This window comes from Pseudomonas sp. A25(2017) (genome assembly GCF_002001065.1).
Taxonomy (GTDB): Bacteria; Pseudomonadota; Gammaproteobacteria; order Pseudomonadales; family Pseudomonadaceae; genus Aquipseudomonas; species Aquipseudomonas kilonensis.
On sequence record NZ_MUOA01000093.1, the window covers coordinates 1 to 16,793 of the forward strand.

General features: G+C 57.8%; 21 protein-coding genes and 1 tRNA gene. 16 read left to right on the forward strand and 6 right to left on the reverse strand.

Features of this window, described 5'->3' with window-relative positions; genetic code table 11:
• Positions 1-358: 358 nt before the first annotated feature.
• From B0E42_RS24315 to B0E42_RS24325, 3 genes are all read right to left on the reverse strand, one after another.
• A complete protein-coding gene (locus tag B0E42_RS24315; RefSeq protein ID WP_018613654.1) occupies positions 359-1,330 on the reverse strand; it encodes a magnesium and cobalt transport protein CorA in 972 nt (323 codons plus the stop codon).
• A gap of 136 nt (positions 1,331-1,466) precedes the next feature.
• Positions 1,467-2,189 carry a 1-acylglycerol-3-phosphate O-acyltransferase gene (locus tag B0E42_RS24320; protein ID WP_018613656.1) on the reverse strand — a complete coding sequence of 241 codons (723 nt, stop codon included), beginning with the start codon at positions 2,187-2,189 and terminating at the stop codon, positions 1,467-1,469.
• Between the two features lie 317 nt (positions 2,190-2,506).
• A complete protein-coding gene (locus B0E42_RS24325) occupies positions 2,507-3,196 on the reverse strand; it encodes a crotonase/enoyl-CoA hydratase family protein (protein ID WP_053180884.1) in 690 nt (229 codons plus the stop codon).
• Between the two features lie 308 nt (positions 3,197-3,504).
• Between B0E42_RS24325 and B0E42_RS24330 the strand changes: the two genes are divergently transcribed.
• The 3 genes from B0E42_RS24330 (at position 3,505) to B0E42_RS24340 (ending at position 4,787) form a co-directional block, all read left to right on the forward strand.
• Positions 3,505-3,594 (forward strand) — tRNA-Ser (locus tag B0E42_RS24330).
• 341 nt (positions 3,595-3,935) lie between these two features.
• The gene (locus tag B0E42_RS24335; protein WP_077507951.1) at positions 3,936-4,418 is read left to right on the forward strand and encodes a nuclear transport factor 2 family protein; all 483 of its coding nucleotides are present in this window, start codon (positions 3,936-3,938) and stop codon (positions 4,416-4,418) included.
• Positions 4,419-4,559: 141 nt separating this feature from the next.
• The gene (locus tag B0E42_RS24340; RefSeq protein WP_053180853.1) at positions 4,560-4,787 is read left to right on the forward strand and encodes a zinc ribbon domain-containing protein; all 228 of its coding nucleotides are present in this window, start codon (positions 4,560-4,562) and stop codon (positions 4,785-4,787) included.
• Positions 4,788-4,800: 13 nt separating this feature from the next.
• Here the strand turns inward: B0E42_RS24340 and B0E42_RS24345 are convergent, their stop codons facing one another.
• Complete coding sequence (locus B0E42_RS24345; protein WP_053180850.1) at positions 4,801-5,280, reverse strand: GNAT family N-acetyltransferase; 480 nt, start codon at positions 5,278-5,280, stop codon at positions 4,801-4,803.
• Positions 5,281-5,355: 75 nt separating this feature from the next.
• Positions 5,356-6,291 (reverse strand): AraC family transcriptional regulator, encoded by a 936-nt coding sequence (locus B0E42_RS24350; protein ID WP_077507954.1) that lies wholly within the window; start codon positions 6,289-6,291, stop codon positions 5,356-5,358.
• Between the two features lie 565 nt (positions 6,292-6,856).
• On the opposite strand from B0E42_RS24350, the gene B0E42_RS24355 reads away from it, so the two are divergent.
• The 9 genes from B0E42_RS24355 to B0E42_RS24395 all read left to right on the forward strand — a co-directional run bounded on the left by B0E42_RS24355 (position 6,857) and on the right by B0E42_RS24395 (position 13,385).
• Positions 6,857-8,206, forward strand: coding sequence for an MFS transporter (locus tag B0E42_RS24355; protein ID WP_077507957.1), 1,350 nt, complete (start codon positions 6,857-6,859; stop codon positions 8,204-8,206).
• 101 nt (positions 8,207-8,307) lie between these two features.
• Positions 8,308-9,006 (forward strand): fumarylacetoacetate hydrolase family protein, encoded by a 699-nt coding sequence (locus B0E42_RS24360; RefSeq protein ID WP_077507960.1) that lies wholly within the window; start codon positions 8,308-8,310, stop codon positions 9,004-9,006.
• Between the two features lie 21 nt (positions 9,007-9,027).
• Positions 9,028-9,786: an SDR family oxidoreductase gene (locus B0E42_RS24365; RefSeq protein WP_077507963.1), complete on the forward strand. Its 759-nt coding sequence runs from the start codon at positions 9,028-9,030 to the stop codon at positions 9,784-9,786.
• A 32-nt stretch (positions 9,787-9,818) separates the two neighbouring features.
• Positions 9,819-10,775: a 2-hydroxyacid dehydrogenase gene (locus B0E42_RS24370; RefSeq protein ID WP_077507966.1), complete on the forward strand. Its 957-nt coding sequence runs from the start codon at positions 9,819-9,821 to the stop codon at positions 10,773-10,775.
• Positions 10,776-10,925: 150 nt separating this feature from the next.
• Positions 10,926-11,213, forward strand: a complete 288-nt coding sequence (locus tag B0E42_RS24375) for a type II toxin-antitoxin system Phd/YefM family antitoxin (RefSeq protein ID WP_053189602.1) — start codon at positions 10,926-10,928, stop codon at positions 11,211-11,213.
• A complete protein-coding gene (locus B0E42_RS24380) occupies positions 11,203-11,511 on the forward strand; it encodes a type II toxin-antitoxin system RelE/ParE family toxin (protein ID WP_256578350.1) in 309 nt (102 codons plus the stop codon). Before B0E42_RS24375 ends, B0E42_RS24380 begins: the two co-directional genes overlap by 11 nt.
• A gap of 183 nt (positions 11,512-11,694) precedes the next feature.
• On the forward strand, positions 11,695-12,276 hold the full coding sequence (locus tag B0E42_RS24385; RefSeq protein ID WP_139353215.1) for a hypothetical protein: 582 nt from the start codon (positions 11,695-11,697) through the stop codon (positions 12,274-12,276).
• A 49-nt stretch (positions 12,277-12,325) separates the two neighbouring features.
• Positions 12,326-12,889 (forward strand): GNAT family N-acetyltransferase, encoded by a 564-nt coding sequence (locus tag B0E42_RS24390; protein ID WP_077507969.1) that lies wholly within the window; start codon positions 12,326-12,328, stop codon positions 12,887-12,889.
• A 94-nt stretch (positions 12,890-12,983) separates the two neighbouring features.
• A complete protein-coding gene (locus B0E42_RS24395; protein WP_018613671.1) occupies positions 12,984-13,385 on the forward strand; it encodes a PaaI family thioesterase in 402 nt (133 codons plus the stop codon).
• A 94-nt stretch (positions 13,386-13,479) separates the two neighbouring features.
• On the opposite strand, the gene B0E42_RS24400 is transcribed toward B0E42_RS24395, so the two are convergent.
• Complete coding sequence (locus B0E42_RS24400) at positions 13,480-13,821, reverse strand: hypothetical protein (RefSeq protein WP_053180837.1); 342 nt, start codon at positions 13,819-13,821, stop codon at positions 13,480-13,482.
• Between the two features lie 117 nt (positions 13,822-13,938).
• Between B0E42_RS24400 and B0E42_RS24405 the strand changes: the two genes are divergently transcribed.
• The 4 genes from B0E42_RS24405 (at position 13,939) to B0E42_RS24420 (ending at position 16,768) form a co-directional block, all read left to right on the forward strand.
• On the forward strand, positions 13,939-14,748 hold the full coding sequence (locus B0E42_RS24405) for a helix-turn-helix domain-containing protein (protein ID WP_077508008.1): 810 nt from the start codon (positions 13,939-13,941) through the stop codon (positions 14,746-14,748).
• Between the two features lie 17 nt (positions 14,749-14,765).
• Entirely contained in the window at positions 14,766-15,131 is a 366-nt protein-coding gene (locus tag B0E42_RS24410; protein WP_018613677.1) for a VOC family protein, read from the forward strand.
• Positions 15,122-15,925 (forward strand): diaminopimelate epimerase, encoded by an 804-nt coding sequence (gene dapF, locus B0E42_RS24415; RefSeq protein WP_077507973.1) that lies wholly within the window; start codon positions 15,122-15,124, stop codon positions 15,923-15,925. The genes B0E42_RS24410 and dapF overlap by 10 nt, the downstream gene beginning before the upstream one ends.
• A gap of 354 nt (positions 15,926-16,279) precedes the next feature.
• A complete protein-coding gene (locus tag B0E42_RS24420; RefSeq protein WP_053180833.1) occupies positions 16,280-16,768 on the forward strand; it encodes a GNAT family N-acetyltransferase in 489 nt (162 codons plus the stop codon).
• Positions 16,769-16,793: the final 25 nt, after the last annotated feature.

Below are 16,793 nucleotides of genomic sequence, written 5' to 3' on the forward strand. Positions count from 1 at the left end.
TTTGAACACTTGAAGGGTTCACCCAGAGGCGCAGGCTTGTTCCTATCGTCGGTCTAGGCCAGATGCATTCTTTATCGGCGCTTGGGTGAAAGGAGGAGGGGTGAAATCTCCCACGGTCTGTACTGCGCGAACAGTCAGAATCGAGCTTTGTCCCTCCTCCTCCCTTCAAGTCCTACCATACAAGCGAGCTTGCTCGCGATCGCGGTGGATCAGCTGGCGTTGATGTTGGATGTGCCGTCGTCTTCGTCGGAACGCCGCCCGGAGCAAGCCCGCTCCCACACTGGATCTGTGTACGACGCAAATCCCCTGTGGGAGCGAGCCTGCTCGCGATAAATCCCACACAAATCCCACTGTTCGCCTACAACCACCCCGATCGCTTGAAGCTCAACCACAACGACGAGCATCCCACCGTAATAACCCCCAGCACCGCAAAATACCCGTATTGCCAACTCAACTCCGGCATCACCTGGAAGTTCATCCCATAGATCCCGGCCACGGCCGTGGGAAACGCCAGGATCGCCGCCCAAGCCGCGAACTTGCGCTGCACCACGCTCTGGCGCGACGCTTCGAGCAGCACGCCGACTTCGATGGTCTGGCTGGCGATGTCGGCCAGGGTGGCCAGGTCTTCCATTTGCCGCGTGACATGAATCTGCACATCGCGGAAATACGGGCCCATGTTCTTGTCGATGAAGGGGAAGTCGAGTCGCTGCAACTCTTCACTGATCTCCACCATCGGCGCCGCATAGCGACGCAGGCGCAACACGTCGCGACGCAAACTGTGCAGGTTCTGGATATCCCGCTCGTTCAGGGAGCTGCACATGACGCTGCGCTCCAGCTCATCGATTTCGGCGTGAATGGCTTCCCCCATGGGCTGGTAGTTTTCAATCACGAAATCAAGGATGGCGTAGAGGACGAAATCTTCCCCGTGTTTCAGCAAAAGCGGACGCGCCTCACAGCGCTGCCGGACGTGGGCGTAGGACGCTGAGTGGCCGTTGCGAGCCGTGATGATGTAGCCCTTGCCGGCAAAGATATGGGTTTCGATGAACAGCAGCTTGCCGTCCTTGCGTATCGGCGAATACGTGACGATAAACAGCGCATCGCCAAAGGTCTCCAACTTGGGACGGCTGTGTTTCTCCATGGCGTCTTCGATCGCCAATTCGTGCAGGTTGAATTGACGCTGCAGGTTGGTCAGCTCCAGGGCGCTGGGCTCTTCGAGACCGATCCATACAAAATGACCAGGTTTGGCAGCCCAGGCGCTGCCTTCGTCGAGAGTGATATTGGTGACTTTCTTACCGGCGCTGTAGACCGCAGCAGCAACGACTCTACCCATAATGGTGGTTCACTTCTTATTTGGAAATGGCAGTGGCAGGCAGCGTCCAGCTTAACGCGCCCTGTAGCTTGAGAGTCAGCAAAATCTACGGAGTTCGGCGGTAAAAGAAAACCCGCCGAGGGGGCGGGTTTTCCATTCAGGCGGTTTGCAGCTGCCGGTCCATTGTCGCGATGCACTCGCGCATCTGCTCACGGCATTGGGCAATGAGCCGGGGCATGTCATCCATACTCAATCCGGCTGTAGGAATCGCCGGCAACGAGCGTATGAGGATGTCACCGCTGCGCCAGCGATTGAGGCGCATGTGCTTGATGTAGCTGCTCACGCACACCGGAACAATCGGCACTCCGGCGGCTATTGCCATCTGGAATGCGCCTTTCTTGAACGGCAGCAGGTCCTCACCCAGATTGCGCGTGCCCTCCGGGAAAACCCAGATCGAGGTGTCCTCGTGCTGCAAGGTATGGGTGGTGGTCAGCATCGACTGTCGCGCCTTGATCGCATTGCCGCGGTCGATCAACACGTTGCCCGCCAGCCAGAACAATTGCCCGAACAGCGGCACCCATTTCAGGCTCTTCTTGCCGATGCACACGGTACGGCGCGGCACCACGTTGCCGAACATGAACAGGTCATAGTTGGATTGGTGGTTGGCGATGATGACGCAGCCGTTGGGCTTATTCACCAGCGTGTCGACTTGCGTCCGGACCCGCAGGCGCAAAATGCACATCGCCGGCAATGCGTAAAATCGTGCGCATAAACGGCTGTTGTCCGGGTTGAACGGCCGGCACAGGCCCAGAATCACCCCGAGCACGCCAGCCAATACAAAATGCAGGCCCATCAACAACATACGCAGTACAAACAGCATCTACAGGCCCCATCGGGACAAAAGGTGGCGCAGTGTACGGATGTGCACTGTTTTCGGCAATTGCCCCTATAGAGGTAGGAAATGGACGATGTTTAAGCGCATGTTTCCACATGGCGTGACAGAAGCGGTGTAGAGCGGTTGCGGACTTTTAAGCGACGCGCGTAGGAAAAAGCCCGACTCCAGGTGAGGGCTAGCGCTCTCTGGGCCCGTAGGAGCTGACGAGCGGAGCGAGGCTGCGATCTTTCCATTACCAATTGAGTCCGGAGCGAAGGATCAAAAGATCGCAGTCTCGCTCCGCTCGACAGCTCCTACAAGCCTCAGCCCATATGCTCCTGATCCAGCAGAATCGCGCTGTCCAGCGTTTCCAGCAGGGCTTTGCGCACTTTCAGCTTGGTGTTCTTGTGGGCGGACATGTTGATCTTCTTCAACTGACGCGCCGCTTCCAGGGCCGCGCCCTGCAGTTCTTCGGCCGACACCACCTTGTCGAGGAAGCCCGCATCCACAGCGCCCTGTGGGTTAAACATCTCGGCATTGATTACCGAGCGATGGAACGCCGACTTGCGCAGGCGATCACGGGCCAGCTCGATACCGGCGTGGTGCATGGTCATGCCGATCTGCACTTCGTTCAGGCCGATGCTGAACGGCCCTTCCACCCCAATGCGATAGTCCGCCGAGAGCAGCAGGAACGCACCCTTGGCCACCGCATGCCCCGGGCAAGCGACAACGACAGGGAAGGGGTGCGACAACAAGCGACGGGCCAGGGTCGAGCCGGCCGTGACCAGGCTCACCGCTTCCTTGGGACCGGCGGTCATCACCTTCAGATCGTAACCGCCCGACAAAATCCCCGGTTGCCCGGTAATGATCACCACCGCCCGATCCGCCGTCGCCTGGTCCAGCGCAGCGTTGAACGCGGCAATCACATCCGGCGAGATGGCATTGACCTTGCCGTTGTTCAAGGTCAGGGTCGCGATACCGTCTTCGAGATGGTAGGCAATCAAGTCGCTCATGACGCTATTCCTTGTAAGAGAAGTGACGCAGACGTTACTCACCGCCGCAGGCCAGGTAAAGCGCCGTGACTGACTCACCGGTCAGCTCCAAGCCCCGCAAACAGCCTGTCCCGCCCATCCCGCTTCGCCTTCATCTATAGAGCAGCGCCTGCATAGTCCCGAAGATTGGCCGGTTTGCCATGCCTAAGTGCGTTTGAAATGCCCGACCAAGCTTAACCGCATGAAAATTCTGAAAAAAACCTTTGCCATCGGAAAAGCTTTCGACTACATTAGCGCGCCTCGACAGACTGAACAGTTTGCCGAGATACGGTGAAGTGTCCGAGTGGCTTAAGGAGCACGCCTGGAAAGTGTGTATACAGGAAACTGTATCGAGAGTTCGAATCTCTCCTTCACCGCCACATTCGATACACACAAAACCCCTGGTTTTCCAAGAGAACCAGGGGTTTTGTGGTTTCTGCCGTCTGAAAAATACACAAGGCACGTGGAGTATCCAGGAATAAGCACCGCCCCCCCTGTGGGAGCGAGCGTGCTCGCGATGACGGCCATACATCCAACATCAAAGTGACTGATCCACCGCTATCGCGAGCAAGCTCGCTCCCACAGTGGCCTGATTACCAAACAGCATCAGACAACCTCACAGCAGTATCGGGCAAAGGTTACTGGGCACATGCCGTTAAGGTCCTCCTGGAAGAGCGTCTTATCAACTGCATTGCTGTGAGAGAACATCATGACCAGATGGATGAGTTTCGCTTGGCGCGTCCAGGCGCTTGCACTGTCTTTAATGTTTTTTACGAACAACGCCTGGGCTTCGGAAAACACCCAGCACGCGAATGCGACGCTGGTCCGCCAGGCGTTCACTCACTGGCAGCAGGGCAAAGGCACGGTGTTCGATCTGCTGGCGCCCAATGCGAAATGGACCGTGGCCGGGACGAGTCCTGTTTCCGGTGTCTATAACAGCAAGGCTGAACTGGCCCAAGTTGTGCGGCCGATTACTGCGCGACTGGCAACACCGATTGTCCCCGCGGTGCAGAGCATCGTTGCTCAGAATGATGTCGTGGTTGTTCTGTGGAACGGAACCGCCACGGCGCTTGATCACAAACCCTACAACAACACCTACCTGTGGCACATGACCTTCAAGAATGGTCAGATCATTGAAGTCACAGCCTTCCTGGACACCTACGTGTTGAACGATCTTATGCGGCGCGTAAAACCCCCACAGTAGTGGCTGGGCTATCTTGTTGGCTGTGAAGCAGTTCGCTTTTGCGTAGCGTGCTCTTCAAAAGGTTGACTCGATTTAGAACAAAAACCGGAAATGCGTGGTCTTTGTCAGTACCCCAAGTTCGTCTCTCCCTGAGGTCGCACAATGAGTCTGATCGATTGCCCTGAATGCGCTTCCCGAATTTCCGACAAGGCCTACGCCTGCCCACATTGCGGCAATCCTTTCCGGGAGCCGAGTTTCCGCCTGACCGAGAGGAACGTGGGGCAGATTGCCGGGGTGACCGGCGTCTGGCTCACCGCGCCGTGGATCGCGCGGATGGTCTTTGGCGTGGTGGCCGTGATTGCGGTGGCCGCGGTGTTGATTCTGCGGTGACTGTGTCGATTGGCTAGCTAGCCGGGCCCGTCGTGCCGCTCTGCCGAACATAATAGTTGTCGAACTCGCTGCTTTCGACGAATTGGAAGCCATGGCGGATGTAAAAGCGATTCGACGCGCTTTCCTTAAGGGCGCCGACCCTGAGCGGGAGCGCGGCTGCATCCGCTTCCTTGAAAATATGATCCAGAACAGCAGCGCCTATTCCTGATCCTTGCGCGCAGGGCCTTATATACAAGTGGTCAAGCAAGAGTTCATGGCTGAAAGGCTTGACCACAACGAACCCGACCCTCTTTCCCGACACCTCGATGTGGCGTGTATGGCAGGGTTGGAAACCACCAAGAAACCGCTCGCGCGCCCGCACCGGATCAAATCGCCCCACACGCTCCAGGCTTTCGCGCATGGCCTCGATTCGAATGCCGGCCAGATCCTCCGAGTCGCTTTGTTGAGTGGGGACCAGAATGACTGGAGGGTTCTGATTGGGGGTGAGGGCCATTGTTCACGCTCTGATTTTCATCCGGGAAGCCAGTATAGATAACCTGACGATGCCGGCTCATCGCGTCGGAAGTACCTAGCCATTGTTCAACGGCAACTGCGGACTGTCCGGATTCAACTGCTGGCGCCTGAACTGCCCCGGCGGCTGTCCATGTATCTGGCGAAAACGCCTGGAAAAATAAGCCTCGTCGGCAAACCCGCATAACCTCGCCACTTCGCCCACTGGCCGTGTTCCATTGAGCAAGTAATTGCGCGCCGCATGCATCCGGCGTTCGAGCACCAGTTCGGTGAAGGTCTTGCCGATTTCCTTGCGCAGCCAGTGGGTCAGGTACGTCGGCGACAAGTAAGTCGCCGCGGCCACTTTGATCAGGTTGAGGTCAGGGTCGGCGATGTTCTTGCGCAGGTACTCGGACATCCGGCCCAGCGCATCGCGTCGGCTGACTTCGGCGGCGTTCTCTTCGGCCAAGCGCTTGAGCGGCTCGGCGTACAAGGCGCAAACGCTGCCGATCAGTTGCAGCAACAAGCCCTTGAGCATCTCGCGGGTGCCGAACTGACGGTTCTGGTCCAGGCCACGCATCTGCTCGATCAGCGCGCAGGCTTTGGCGAAATCCTCATCCCCCAGAATGAAGTCCAGGTGTTCCTGGAAACGGAACGGCGACAGTTCCGGCGCCAGCAGAATCGAGACCTCTTCCAGGTCCATCGGGTCGCACTGCAGATGCGGCAGCAGGAACGTCTGGGAAAAATTGATCACCATGAAGTTGCTCTCGGCCGGGTGCGGAATCACGTGCACGCGGTGGGGCAGGATGAAGGCCAGGGTGTTGCGCGGAAACGGACGTTCGACGTTGCCAATGTGTTGCACGGTGTCGCCGCCAAGGTTGATCTGGATCTGGAAGTATTCGTGGCGGTGCGGGCTGGTTTCGGCGCGCCGGCCCTTTTTGTCGCGGATGTAGAAATCCGTCAATTCGCTGCGTTGCTGCATGACGTAGGTGGGGACTCGGCTCGGTGATGACATCTCCTGGGAATCCTTTGCGGTGCATGACGGTGATGACGATTGTGACGGTGCATCTGGATGATTTTCAAGAAGTCATACGATGACAAGGCTGTTGGCGTGAATTTTCTGTCTCTCGAAAATGGAGGGCGCTTGTCCAAAAATGATAAGTTTTAGATTGTTAATTTATCTTTTAAAAACAAATAGTTAAATTTGTTGTAGCAGGAATTATAAAAAATTCACCAATCTGATTTTTTTGGACAGGTTCCTTGGACGCGGTTTTAAACGGGAAAAATGATCTAACAGCTCAGTTGATTTTGAGTTGTTGTACGACCACTGTTGAGCCACGCAACCCGACCCTCCATCCAAAAACAATCAAAAGGTGCGCACGTCATGAACCTGTTCCTGCTTCACGCTGACCCTCCCGACCGCTCCTGCAACAGATCCTGTTGCAAGGCGTCTTCGAACACCTGACACCGGCTGTTCGTACCTCTCATTCCAGTAGCGATTGTTCTGCCCCGGCATCGAGGGCATTGATTTCGGCTGCTCGTAAACATTTCAACGCTTCTAACAATAACGAGGTCCACTCATGTCGAATTCCCACACCTCCCAGACCCGTGCGGCGCCGGCAATGGCCGGCGCCCGGGACGCCGTGGTGCCTGAGCGCCTGCCGTCGCGGCGGCGTTGGTTCATGCTGTCGTTGCTGTTGATCGCGACGATCATCAACTACATCGACCGGGTGAATATCTCGATTGCCGCGCCGTTCCTCGCCAAGGACCTGGGCCTGGACAAGATCGAGATGGGCCTGATTTTTTCCGCGTTTGCCTGGACTTACGCGATCGCACTGGTGCCGGCCGGCTTCATCGCCGATCGCTTCGGTTCCCGGTTCACCTACGGGGTGTCGCTGATCAGTTGGTCGACCGTCACCGTGTGCCAGGGCTTGGCCACGGGCTTCGCTTCGCTGTTCGGTCTGCGCCTGGCCGTCGGCGCTATGGAAGCGCCGGCGTTTCCGGCCAACAGCCGGGCGGTCACGGTGTGGTTCCCGGCGCGGGAGCGGGGCCTGGCCAGTAGCATTTATGTCTGCGGCCAGTACTTGGGCACGGCGCTGTTTACCGGAGCGCTGCTTTGGCTGGCCACCACCTATGACTGGCGCCATGTGTTCTACAGCACCGGCGCACTCGGCATCGTCTTCGGTGTGGCCTGGCTGTTCTTGTATCGCGACCCGATGAACTGCAAGAAAGTCAGCAAGGAAGAACTCAAGTACATCGAAGCCGGGGGAGGGCTGGTCAAGAGCAGTCAGGAGCGCACCCGCTTCAACTGGCGGCAGATCGCCGAGCTGTTCAGCTATCGGCAGGTCTGGGCGATTTGCATCGGCAAGTTCGCCAGCACGTCGGCGCTGTACTTCTTTCTCACCTGGTTCCCCACGTACCTGATCGAAGAGCGTCAACTGACCATGATCAAGGCCGGGATCTTCGCCGTGCTGCCGTTCGTGGGTGCGACGGTGGGCATCCTGCTCGCCGGGATCGTGTCCGACCTGCTGATCCGTCGCGGCTACTCGCTGTCCTTCGCCCGCAAGTTGCCGTTGGTGGTCGGGTCGATGCTGGGCATGTCCATCGTCCTGGTGAATTTCACCGATTCGAACGTGATCTGCATCGCCGTGCTGACGATTGCCTTTTTCGCCCAGGGCATCGCTTCGTCCTCGTGGGCGGCGGTATCGGAAGTGGCGCCAAAGGAGCTGATCGGACTGACCGGCGGGATCACCAGCCTGGCGGCCAACATCGGCGGGATTGTCACCCCCATCGTGATTGGCGCAATCGTCCACAAGACCGGCTCATTCGCCTTGGCCTTCTGGTTCATCGGCGGCGTGGCGCTGATCGGCACCTTGTCCTATTCGTTGCTGCTCGGACGTTTGTATCGCATTGAACTCAAGGCGCGTTGAGCCCGGAAAAAACCGTTTTTCTCCAACACGAGGCGGCATTCCTCCAACTTCGCCAGGGATTGCCGCCGTACGCTGACGCTTCCAACAGGACTTTTACCAGGATGAACATGCCCGAGTATGTCTTTACCCCGGACCTGCCAGTGACCTTGCCGGTTGTCGGCACCCCGCAGCGTTTTCCCGTCGGCCGGGTCTTTTGCGTGGGTCGCAACTATCCCTGGCCCGATACCCAGGGTGAATCCCGAGTGCCACCGGTGTTTTTCATGAAGCCTGCCAACTGCGTGGTGGAAGCGGCCGGTGAGGTGACGTTTCCATCGGTGACCGAGGAGTTCGCCCACGAAATCGAATTGGTCGTGGCCATCGGTGAGGGCGGCGCCAACATTCCTGAGAGCCAGGCGTTGGCTTATGTGTGGGGCTACGCGGCGGGTCTGGATCTGACCCGGCGTGATGTCCAGCGCATGGCCAAGCGCAACGGTTTGCCATGGGAGGGCGCCAAGGTGTTCGACGGCGCCGCGCCAATGACCGCCATCGTGCCGGTCTCGCGGGCGGGGCACCCCGATGGCGAGTTGTGGCTGAACGTGAACGGCCAGGAGCGCCAGCGCGACAGCCTCGACAGCCAGATATGGTCGGTCAGTGAAGTGATCGCCCGCATATCCCAATCGGTGGCGCTGCGGGCCGGCGACCTGATCATGACCGGCAGTCCGGCAGGCGTCGATGTATTGCAGCCGGGTGATGTCATCACGGCCGGCATCGATGGCATTGGCGAATTGGAAATGCGCGTCGGTCCGCGTTTGTCTTACTGAACTCGAGAAAGGAGAACCCACATGTCCAACACATTGAAAGTGGCTTTGGTGACTGGCGCCGGCAGCGGGATTGGCCGCGCGGTGGCCTTGGGCTTAATGGAAGACGGCTACACACTGGTGTTGGCCGGTCGCCGGCCAGAGCCCTTGCAGGCATTGGCCGAGTTGGCGGCCAGCCAGGGTCGCGAAGCTTTGGCGGTGCCCACTGATGTACGCGATCCGGTCAGTGTCGATGGGTTGTTTGCAACCATCGCCGAGGTCTACGGACGCCTGGACGTCGTGTTCAACAACGCTGGGGTCAACGCGCCCGCCGTGCCGTTGGATGAGCTGACGTTCGAGCAGTGGCGAAACGTGATCGACACCAATCTCAACGGCGTTTTCCTTTGCGCCCGTGGCGCCTTCGGCCTGATGCGCCGGCAGCAGCCCCAGGGTGGACGGATCATCAACAACGGATCGATCTCGGCCCACACCCCGCGACCGTTCAGCAGCGCCTACACCGCCAGCAAACACGCGGTGCTGGGGCTGACCAAATCCCTGGCCCTGGACGGACGTGAATACAACATCGCCTGCAGCCAGATCGACATCGGCAACGCCCTCACCGAGATGTCCGTGCGCATGACCCAGGGCGTACGCCAGGCCAACGGCAGCATCGCGGTGGAGCCGATGGTGGACGTCAAGCACGTCGCCGACGCGGTGCGCTACATCGCCGGCCTGCCGTTATCGGCCAACGTCCTGAACATGACCGTCATGGCCACGGCCATGCCGTTTGCCGGTCGTGGTTGAGCCAGTCTTTTTAATTCTGTTACGAGGTCTACATGAAGCCAGAAGTCTTGCAACTCAGCCCGATCCTGATCCCTGAAATCAACGTCCGGCTCAACGAGCTGTTCACGGTGCGGCGCTATTTCGAGCAGGCCGACAAACAAGCCTATCTGCAAGAGCACGGTGCCAATATTCGCGGTGTGATCACTGGAGGGCATACCGGCATCAGCCAGGCGCTCATGGCCCAACTGCCCAAGCTGGAAGTGGTGGCAGTCAACGGCGTAGGCACCGATGCCGTGGACCTGGCCTACGCCAGGGATCGCGGAATCCGCGTGACGGCCACCATCGGCGCGCTGACCGAAGATGTCGCCGACCTGGCGATCGGCTTATTGATTGCCGTGTGTCGTGGGCTGTGCACCGGTGACCGTTACGTGCGCTCCGGCCAATGGCCCCAGAGCCCGACGCCACTGGCTCCGCTACCATTGGCCCGGCAGGTGTCCGGCATGCGCATCGGCATCGTCGGCATGGGCCGGGTCGGTCGCGCCGTGGCAATCCGCGCCGCCGCGTTCGGTTGTCCGATCAGCTACACCGACCTGCAACCCATGAGCGACGTGAACCACACCTTCGTCGCTGACCTCAAGCAACTGGCCCGCGACAGCGACGCGCTGATCCTCGCGGCCGCCGCGGACAAGGCTGAAGCCATCATCGATGCCGAGGTGCTGCGCGCCTTGGGCCAGGGCGGGTATCTGATCAATGTGGCCCGGGGCAAACTGGTCAACGAGGCCGACCTGGTCGCGGCGCTGACCGCTGGTGAAATCGCCGGTGCGGCGCTGGATGTGTTTGTCGATGAGCCGCATGTGCCTGAGGCATTGTTTGGCAATGAGCAGGTGGTGCTGCAACCCCACCGCGCGAGCGCGACGTTGCAGACCCGCACGCGGATGGGGGAGATGGTGGTGGCGAGTCTGGTGGATAGTTTTGCTGGGAAGGTGCCGCAGGGTGGTGTGACGGGGTGAGGCGCAAGAGTTGCGGCGTTGCGGTCAAATTGATGGATGTGCTCTGTTGAGCTAGGGGGCGGCAGGTAGGTCTCAGGTGTGCGATGGCTGTGCTTGCTCGATCAGTCAATAAAGACCAAATAACGACCTATTTAAGCGGGAGCCGCCTCCATGCAAATCGTTTTGGCTGATGTGGCCGTCAGCGTATCCGAACTCAAAAAAAACCCATCATCCGTCCTTAACGGCGCCAACGGCGCGCCGGTGGCGGTGTTGAACCATAACCGGGTCATGGGCTACATGGTCCCGGCTAGTGTCTACGAGGCGATGGTTGATCGCTTGGAAGAACTGGAATTGGCGCAAGTGGTCAAGGCACGCATCGAGGCCAACGAAACACCTGTTCGGGTGTCTTTTGACGAGCTTATTGGCGAGGCTGAGGCTGATATCGTCAATGGGCGTTGATTACGATGTCGAATGGGATCCGAAGGCACTCAAGGAGCTTAGAAAAGTTGATGGTGCTATCCGTCTGCAGCTTCTGCGGTTTGCGATGGAGCCGAGTGCTTTCTTGACCGCGGCCTCAGCAAAGGTGACGGCTCATATCGAAACTGTCCCTCTTTCCGTTAGTAACACTTCAGCTCATTACGTTTTGCACGAGGGCTCTCCGGTCGCATATTCAGTTGAAGAGGCCGGTGCCAGTGAATACAACGTGGTGACGTCGAACGGCCGCAGAAAGACAGCCAAAGAGCCGGACAAGGGGTAGGGCAATCATCTGCTGATCAAGGGGCGGGGTTGGTTGTCGATTCACGGAAGTTCAGGATGACACGCGCCCCGATACATCGGCCATTGCGGTCAATCCCCGAACCCTCTATAAAATCTCGCGCTGGCATCGCGTTCCTCTCGACCGTCGTTGGCCCTGGATATCTGACCCGCATGGAGCATCATCGTGAGCCAATCGCCACGCCCCCTCAACGCCCAAACTGACATTTGCCCGCGCACGACGTCCCGCGTCCTGCGACATGCCTGGAACTTCACCTTGCTGACCCTGCTCACCGGCTGCGGAGCGCTGTCGGATGTCCGCTCTTTCTCCACCCCTTACTCAACGCCTGACGGTGGCGAGACCGCGCGCTTGCGGGTGATCAGCGATGGCATGGTCAGGGCCGTACCCAAGTCCGATTGTGTGGACTTCCGCCTGCCGGGCGCGGGCGTCATGGTGGCGTTCCGCGATGGCTACGCCAATCGCAACGGCGAAAGCCTGGGCATGCCAGATGACGATAAACACTCATCTTCCACAGTAATGACTGAGTTGCTGGTGCCTGCCGGGCAGCCCATTGCTTTTCATTACATCGGTGCTCAATGCTACAACATGTTCAGTTTTGTCCCTAAGGCAGGGGAGGATTACCAACTGGACGCTGCGGGGCGTTATGAGTGTGGGGTGACGCTCAAGCAACTGCCCACGGCAACGACGCAACTTCCCCGTTCATTCTTGAAGGACAGCAAACTGTGCAGGGCGACGGATAACTTTTAGCGTGGAGGGTTTTCCAAGGACGCCATAACGTTGAAAAAGGAGTTTCATCATGAGCCCCATCCCCACGTTCCAAACCCGTCGCCTCATCCTCACACCCCTTGAGCTGACGGATGCACCGGCGATCCAACAGCTATTTCCCCATTGGGAAGTGGTCCGTTACCTGGACAGCCGCGTGCCCTGGCCTTACCCGGATGACGGCGCGCTGACGTACGTGCGCGATCATGCACTCCCGGCTATTGCAGCCGGACGCGAGTGGCATTGGATGATCCGTATTGCCGAAGAGCCGACACAGAGCATCGGCAGCATCAGCTTGTACGATCAGCCCGGCAACAACCGTGGTTTCTGGCTGGCACCGCAATGGCAGGGAAAGGGCTACATGCGCGAGGCTTGTGAAGTGATCAATACCTATTGGTTTGAAGCGCTGGGGCGCCCTGTCATGCAAGTGCCCAAGGCGGTGGGCAACGAGGCTTCGCGCAAAGTTTCGGAGCATGAAGGCATGCGCCTGATCGGGACGCAGGAAGGGGAGTTTGTCTGTGGGTCGTTGCTCAAGGAAATCTGGGAAATGACGCGTGGGAATTGGCTTGGGAAAAAGGCCGCGTTGGAATCGAATTGAGCAGAGTCAAATGGGTCAAGTCGCCTGTGAACGACAATTCACCACGGTCGTCGCCAGGATCTATCTGTCGGGTTAACGGGTAAAGGAATGTGAGATGGATATTCCACAGGGTTTCAGGCCGTTATTTCGTAGCAGCCCTTTTCTTGACTTACTCGGTCCCTTTTATTATCGGGAAAACTCCGAAGGTTTTACCGTTGGGATTCGGGTGGAGGAGAAACACACCAATGCGCGTGGACTCGCTCACGGAGGATTGTTCATGGCGCTGGCTGATATCGCGCTGGGCTACAGCGCTGCGTACTCGAAAGATCCGCCTCTTAAGCTCGTGACGACCACGATGACTACTGATTTCGCTGGCTCCGCTAAGATCGGCGATTGGTTGGAGGCTGCCGTAGATATTCAAAAAACCGGTAGTCGATTGGTGTTTGCCAATACCTATATCAGCGCTGGCGAGGAGCGCGTGGTTCGAGCCAGTGCATCTTTTCTGGTGCTCAGCTAGGGGGATGCTGAACTGGCCCAGATGCGTCAGGGAGATCCGAAAGCGGTGCTCGTTGATTGGCCTTGAGCTGTAATCGTCCTCTGCGGTGCGTTGCTTAAGGAGGTGGGTAATCATGAGTACCTGTCACCGGCGATTGACGTCCAAATCCGTTAACGACGATGTACAACAGTGGACCGATTGATACGAAGATGGCCGTGATCACGAGGTAAGGCAGCAGCGATGTGAGCGACCTACCTTTCGCACGGGTGTCCCGGTACATCCAGATGCACGCCATGCAAGCGAGCAAATAGAGATCAATGACTACCTGCGCGGTGTCTGGGCGGGACATGAGCCCGAGGCCGAACGCCAGGAGCGATTGCTCGGCGAGAAACAAAGTACTCGCCGTGTACACGGAAAAAAACAACAGCGTGACAAGTGCGATGTAAGGTTTCTTCACGTTGCCTCCTTGGACAAGTTCATTGATCAGTGGAGGTAGGCTAGTGATTTGACCGTCATGGTTTCAATGACCTCAGAGGTCATCGACGCCGCTCCCCCGCAATGCCAGAGTCAACGGATGACCAGTCGACCTTTTTCTCGAACAACGCCACCAACCTCAGCCGGTGCGCAACTGCGTCACTTGCGCCAACAGGCCGGACTGAGTCAGTTGGACTGTGCACTGATCACGGGGATCTCTCAGCGTCATCTTAGTTGCATCGAGACGGGGCGCGCCAAGCCGAGCCCCGGCACTCTGCATAACCTATTGACTGCCCTGGATGTAACTTTGGAGCGATGTAACGACATCTTCATCGCCAGTGGCTATGCCCCTCGCTACGAAACGACGCCGCTCACGTCTTCGTCAATGGAAGTGGTACGTGATGCCATTAATCATGTACTTCACGCCAATAACCCCGCTCCGGCGATTGTTCTGGGTGCCCAATGGGACATCCTTGCAGCCAACACCAGCGCGGGTGTTCTGTTCGATCTGGTGGGTCTTGCCAGGGATGCAGCCGATGGGCTCAACCTCTTGGTGACACTGCTGCAACCCGGTGGCTTGGGCGATCATTTGAGTAACGCCGAGGAAATAAGATTAGTGGCCTGGCAACGGGCCTCTCGGGAAGCCTTGAGTAATCCCGCGTTGGCTGAGATTCTGAAGAGCCTGCCGGCCCCATACAGCTCTGCGGCGCTGGTTAACGAGCTGCCTCCGCTGTTGCTGACGCGAGTCGAGTCTCCCCATGGGGAGCTGAAGTTCATGTCAACGTTCACCACCTTCGGCATGCCGCTCGACATCACGATGAGCTCATTGCGTATCGAGCATCTGATTCCTGCCGACGCGAAGACCTGGGGGGTGATGACTAAGGCATATGAGCAGGCGCAACACCAATAATGATCAAGGAAGAACACATGCAACCGTCACTCAATCGAATCATGTTGTATGTCCGGGACGTTCAAGCGACCTGCGATTTTTATGAGCGTCATTTCAGTTTTACCAGTGAAAGAAAAGTCGATGACCGCGTCACCGAATTGAGCCCTGCAAACGGCGGCGCGATCCTGATGGTTCACCCGGCAGGGAAGGCCGTTAAAACAGGGCAAGTCACCGTAAAGCTTGTCTTTGATCTCCAGGATGTTGAGGGTTTCAAGGCCAAGTGCCTGGCCCAAGGCCTGAGGTTTGGTGCTACGCACAGGGCGGATGGTTATTCTTTTTCCAACGCCAAAGACCCCGACGGTAATTCCATTTCCATCTCCAGCAGGGCGTTTGCATGCAGCTGAACTTTCAAAAGATGCATGCCAATGGCGATGACTTCGTTATTGTCGATTCGCGACATTCGGTCAACCCGGTGACGAGTGCCATGGCCCAGCGAATGGGGGATCGGAACTTGGGCGTGGGATTCAACCAACTCGCGGTGCTGCTCGATTGCGACGATGCCGATGCGCGCGTGATGTTCTGGAACGCCGATGGCTCCGCGCTGGATGTTTGCGGCAGCGCGACGCGGGGGGCGGCGGATATGCTGATGCGCGAAGCAAATGTTGCTTCGGTAGCCCTGCGCACTAACCGTGGTCTGCTCACGTGCAAACGTACTCCGACCGGCGACATTTCCGTCGATATGGGAATGCCGCTTTTTGGCTGGTCGGACATTCCTTTGGCGCAAGAACTGGACACCGCCGCCTTGCCACTGGCCGGCAGTCCAGCCGCGTGCAGCATGGGAAATCCGCACTGCACCTATTTTGTCAATGATCTGGCTAGCGTTGATATCGCGACGATAGGGCCGGCCATCGAAACCAGCGCGCTATTTCCGCTCAAGACCAACGTTCATTTCGTCCAGATCATTGATCGCACGCATATTCGGTTGCGCATCTGGGAACGCGGTGCGGGTGTTGCACGGGGTTCAGGTTCTTGCTCGTGTGGCGCGGTTGTTAATGGGATTCGTCGTGGTTTGTTGGACCCGCGCGTTGAGGTTGAATGTGATGGTGGAAGCGTGACGGTGCAATGGGACTGCGTGGGCGCGGTCTTTCTTATCGGGCCGGTGGAGGTGAGTTTTTCGGGGGCGATGAGTCAAGGCTGAGTCGGTAGGTGTTTCAATCCTGAAGCAGGGATTTGCAGGACATTCAGTGCGTCAAGAAAATCTTCATTTGAGTCAGTTTGCGGATTTCTCTTAGCTCGCAGCAGCTCTTAACGCGTTCAGGCTGCGCTTCACAGAACGGGTACCCACCGCCAATCTCCTGTGGGAGCGAGCTTGCTCGCGAAGGCGGCAACAAGTTACAACATGGTTTGAATAGATACACACTCCGTGGCGAGGGAGCTTGCTCCCTCGCCACAGGACTATGGAGATTTGCATCATTTCTCGATGATCCTGAGCCACGGCCAGCGAGCTTGATAACTTTTCGCGCACCAAGTGCATAGATCTCAAGGACGCCCAATGCAATTGCAAAGCAGGCCAGTGATGGCTGATGACATCAAGACCCTCTGTAGCTTTGCGCAGGACGCTCGGGAACTGTTCTATATGTTCCCGAAAGCCCAATACCCTCTGACTGAGGCTCAGCTGTCTGACGCCATAGCTCAACGATTCGATTCGACGGTCATCGAATCTGGGAACCGTGTCGTTGGTTTTGCTAACTTCTACCGGGCTGAAAAAGGCGGGGTTTGCTGTATCGGTAATGTCATCGTTGCCCAAGAGGCTCGAGGTAAAGGCGTTGCCGGTTTTCTCGTGGAAACGATGACGGCCCTGGCGTTCGACCGCTATGACGCCACTGAGGTGCAGGTATCGTGTTTCAATGAAAACACGGCAGGCTTGCTGCTTTATCCAAAGCTGGGCTTTTTGCCCTTCGCTGTCGAAGAGCGAGTTTCTCCAGATAAGCGTAGAACCGCACTCATCCATATGCGTCGTGTTAGATCGGGCCGCCTCTAGATTTTTTTGAGCGGCCACCCCCAGA

Bases quoted from the DNA above. Each gene is read 5' to 3' on its own strand.
- B0E42_RS24315 (WP_018613654.1), bottom strand. From the start codon at position 1,330: ATGGGTAGAGTCGTTGCTGCTGCGGTCTACAGCGCCGGTAAGAAAGTC.
- B0E42_RS24320 (WP_018613656.1), bottom strand. From the start codon at position 2,189: ATGCTGTTTGTACTGCGTATGTTGTTGATGGGCCTGCATTTTGTATTG.
- B0E42_RS24325 (WP_053180884.1), bottom strand. From the start codon at position 3,196: ATGAGCGACTTGATTGCCTACCATCTCGAAGACGGTATCGCGACCCTG.
- B0E42_RS24335 (WP_077507951.1), top strand. From the start codon at position 3,936: ATGAGTTTCGCTTGGCGCGTCCAGGCGCTTGCACTGTCTTTAATGTTT.
- B0E42_RS24340 (WP_053180853.1), top strand. From the start codon at position 4,560: ATGAGTCTGATCGATTGCCCTGAATGCGCTTCCCGAATTTCCGACAAG.
- B0E42_RS24345 (WP_053180850.1), bottom strand. From the start codon at position 5,280: ATGGCCCTCACCCCCAATCAGAACCCTCCAGTCATTCTGGTCCCCACT.
- B0E42_RS24350 (WP_077507954.1), bottom strand. From the start codon at position 6,291: ATGTCATCACCGAGCCGAGTCCCCACCTACGTCATGCAGCAACGCAGC.
- B0E42_RS24355 (WP_077507957.1), top strand. From the start codon at position 6,857: ATGTCGAATTCCCACACCTCCCAGACCCGTGCGGCGCCGGCAATGGCC.
- B0E42_RS24360 (WP_077507960.1), top strand. From the start codon at position 8,308: ATGAACATGCCCGAGTATGTCTTTACCCCGGACCTGCCAGTGACCTTG.
- B0E42_RS24365 (WP_077507963.1), top strand. From the start codon at position 9,028: ATGTCCAACACATTGAAAGTGGCTTTGGTGACTGGCGCCGGCAGCGGG.
- B0E42_RS24370 (WP_077507966.1), top strand. From the start codon at position 9,819: ATGAAGCCAGAAGTCTTGCAACTCAGCCCGATCCTGATCCCTGAAATC.
- B0E42_RS24375 (WP_053189602.1), top strand. From the start codon at position 10,926: ATGCAAATCGTTTTGGCTGATGTGGCCGTCAGCGTATCCGAACTCAAA.
- B0E42_RS24380 (WP_256578350.1), top strand. From the start codon at position 11,203: ATGGGCGTTGATTACGATGTCGAATGGGATCCGAAGGCACTCAAGGAG.
- B0E42_RS24390 (WP_077507969.1), top strand. From the start codon at position 12,326: ATGAGCCCCATCCCCACGTTCCAAACCCGTCGCCTCATCCTCACACCC.
- B0E42_RS24395 (WP_018613671.1), top strand. From the start codon at position 12,984: ATGGATATTCCACAGGGTTTCAGGCCGTTATTTCGTAGCAGCCCTTTT.
- B0E42_RS24405 (WP_077508008.1), top strand. From the start codon at position 13,939: ATGACCAGTCGACCTTTTTCTCGAACAACGCCACCAACCTCAGCCGGT.
- B0E42_RS24410 (WP_018613677.1), top strand. From the start codon at position 14,766: ATGCAACCGTCACTCAATCGAATCATGTTGTATGTCCGGGACGTTCAA.
- dapF (WP_077507973.1), top strand. From the start codon at position 15,122: ATGCAGCTGAACTTTCAAAAGATGCATGCCAATGGCGATGACTTCGTT.
- B0E42_RS24420 (WP_053180833.1), top strand. From the start codon at position 16,280: ATGCAATTGCAAAGCAGGCCAGTGATGGCTGATGACATCAAGACCCTC.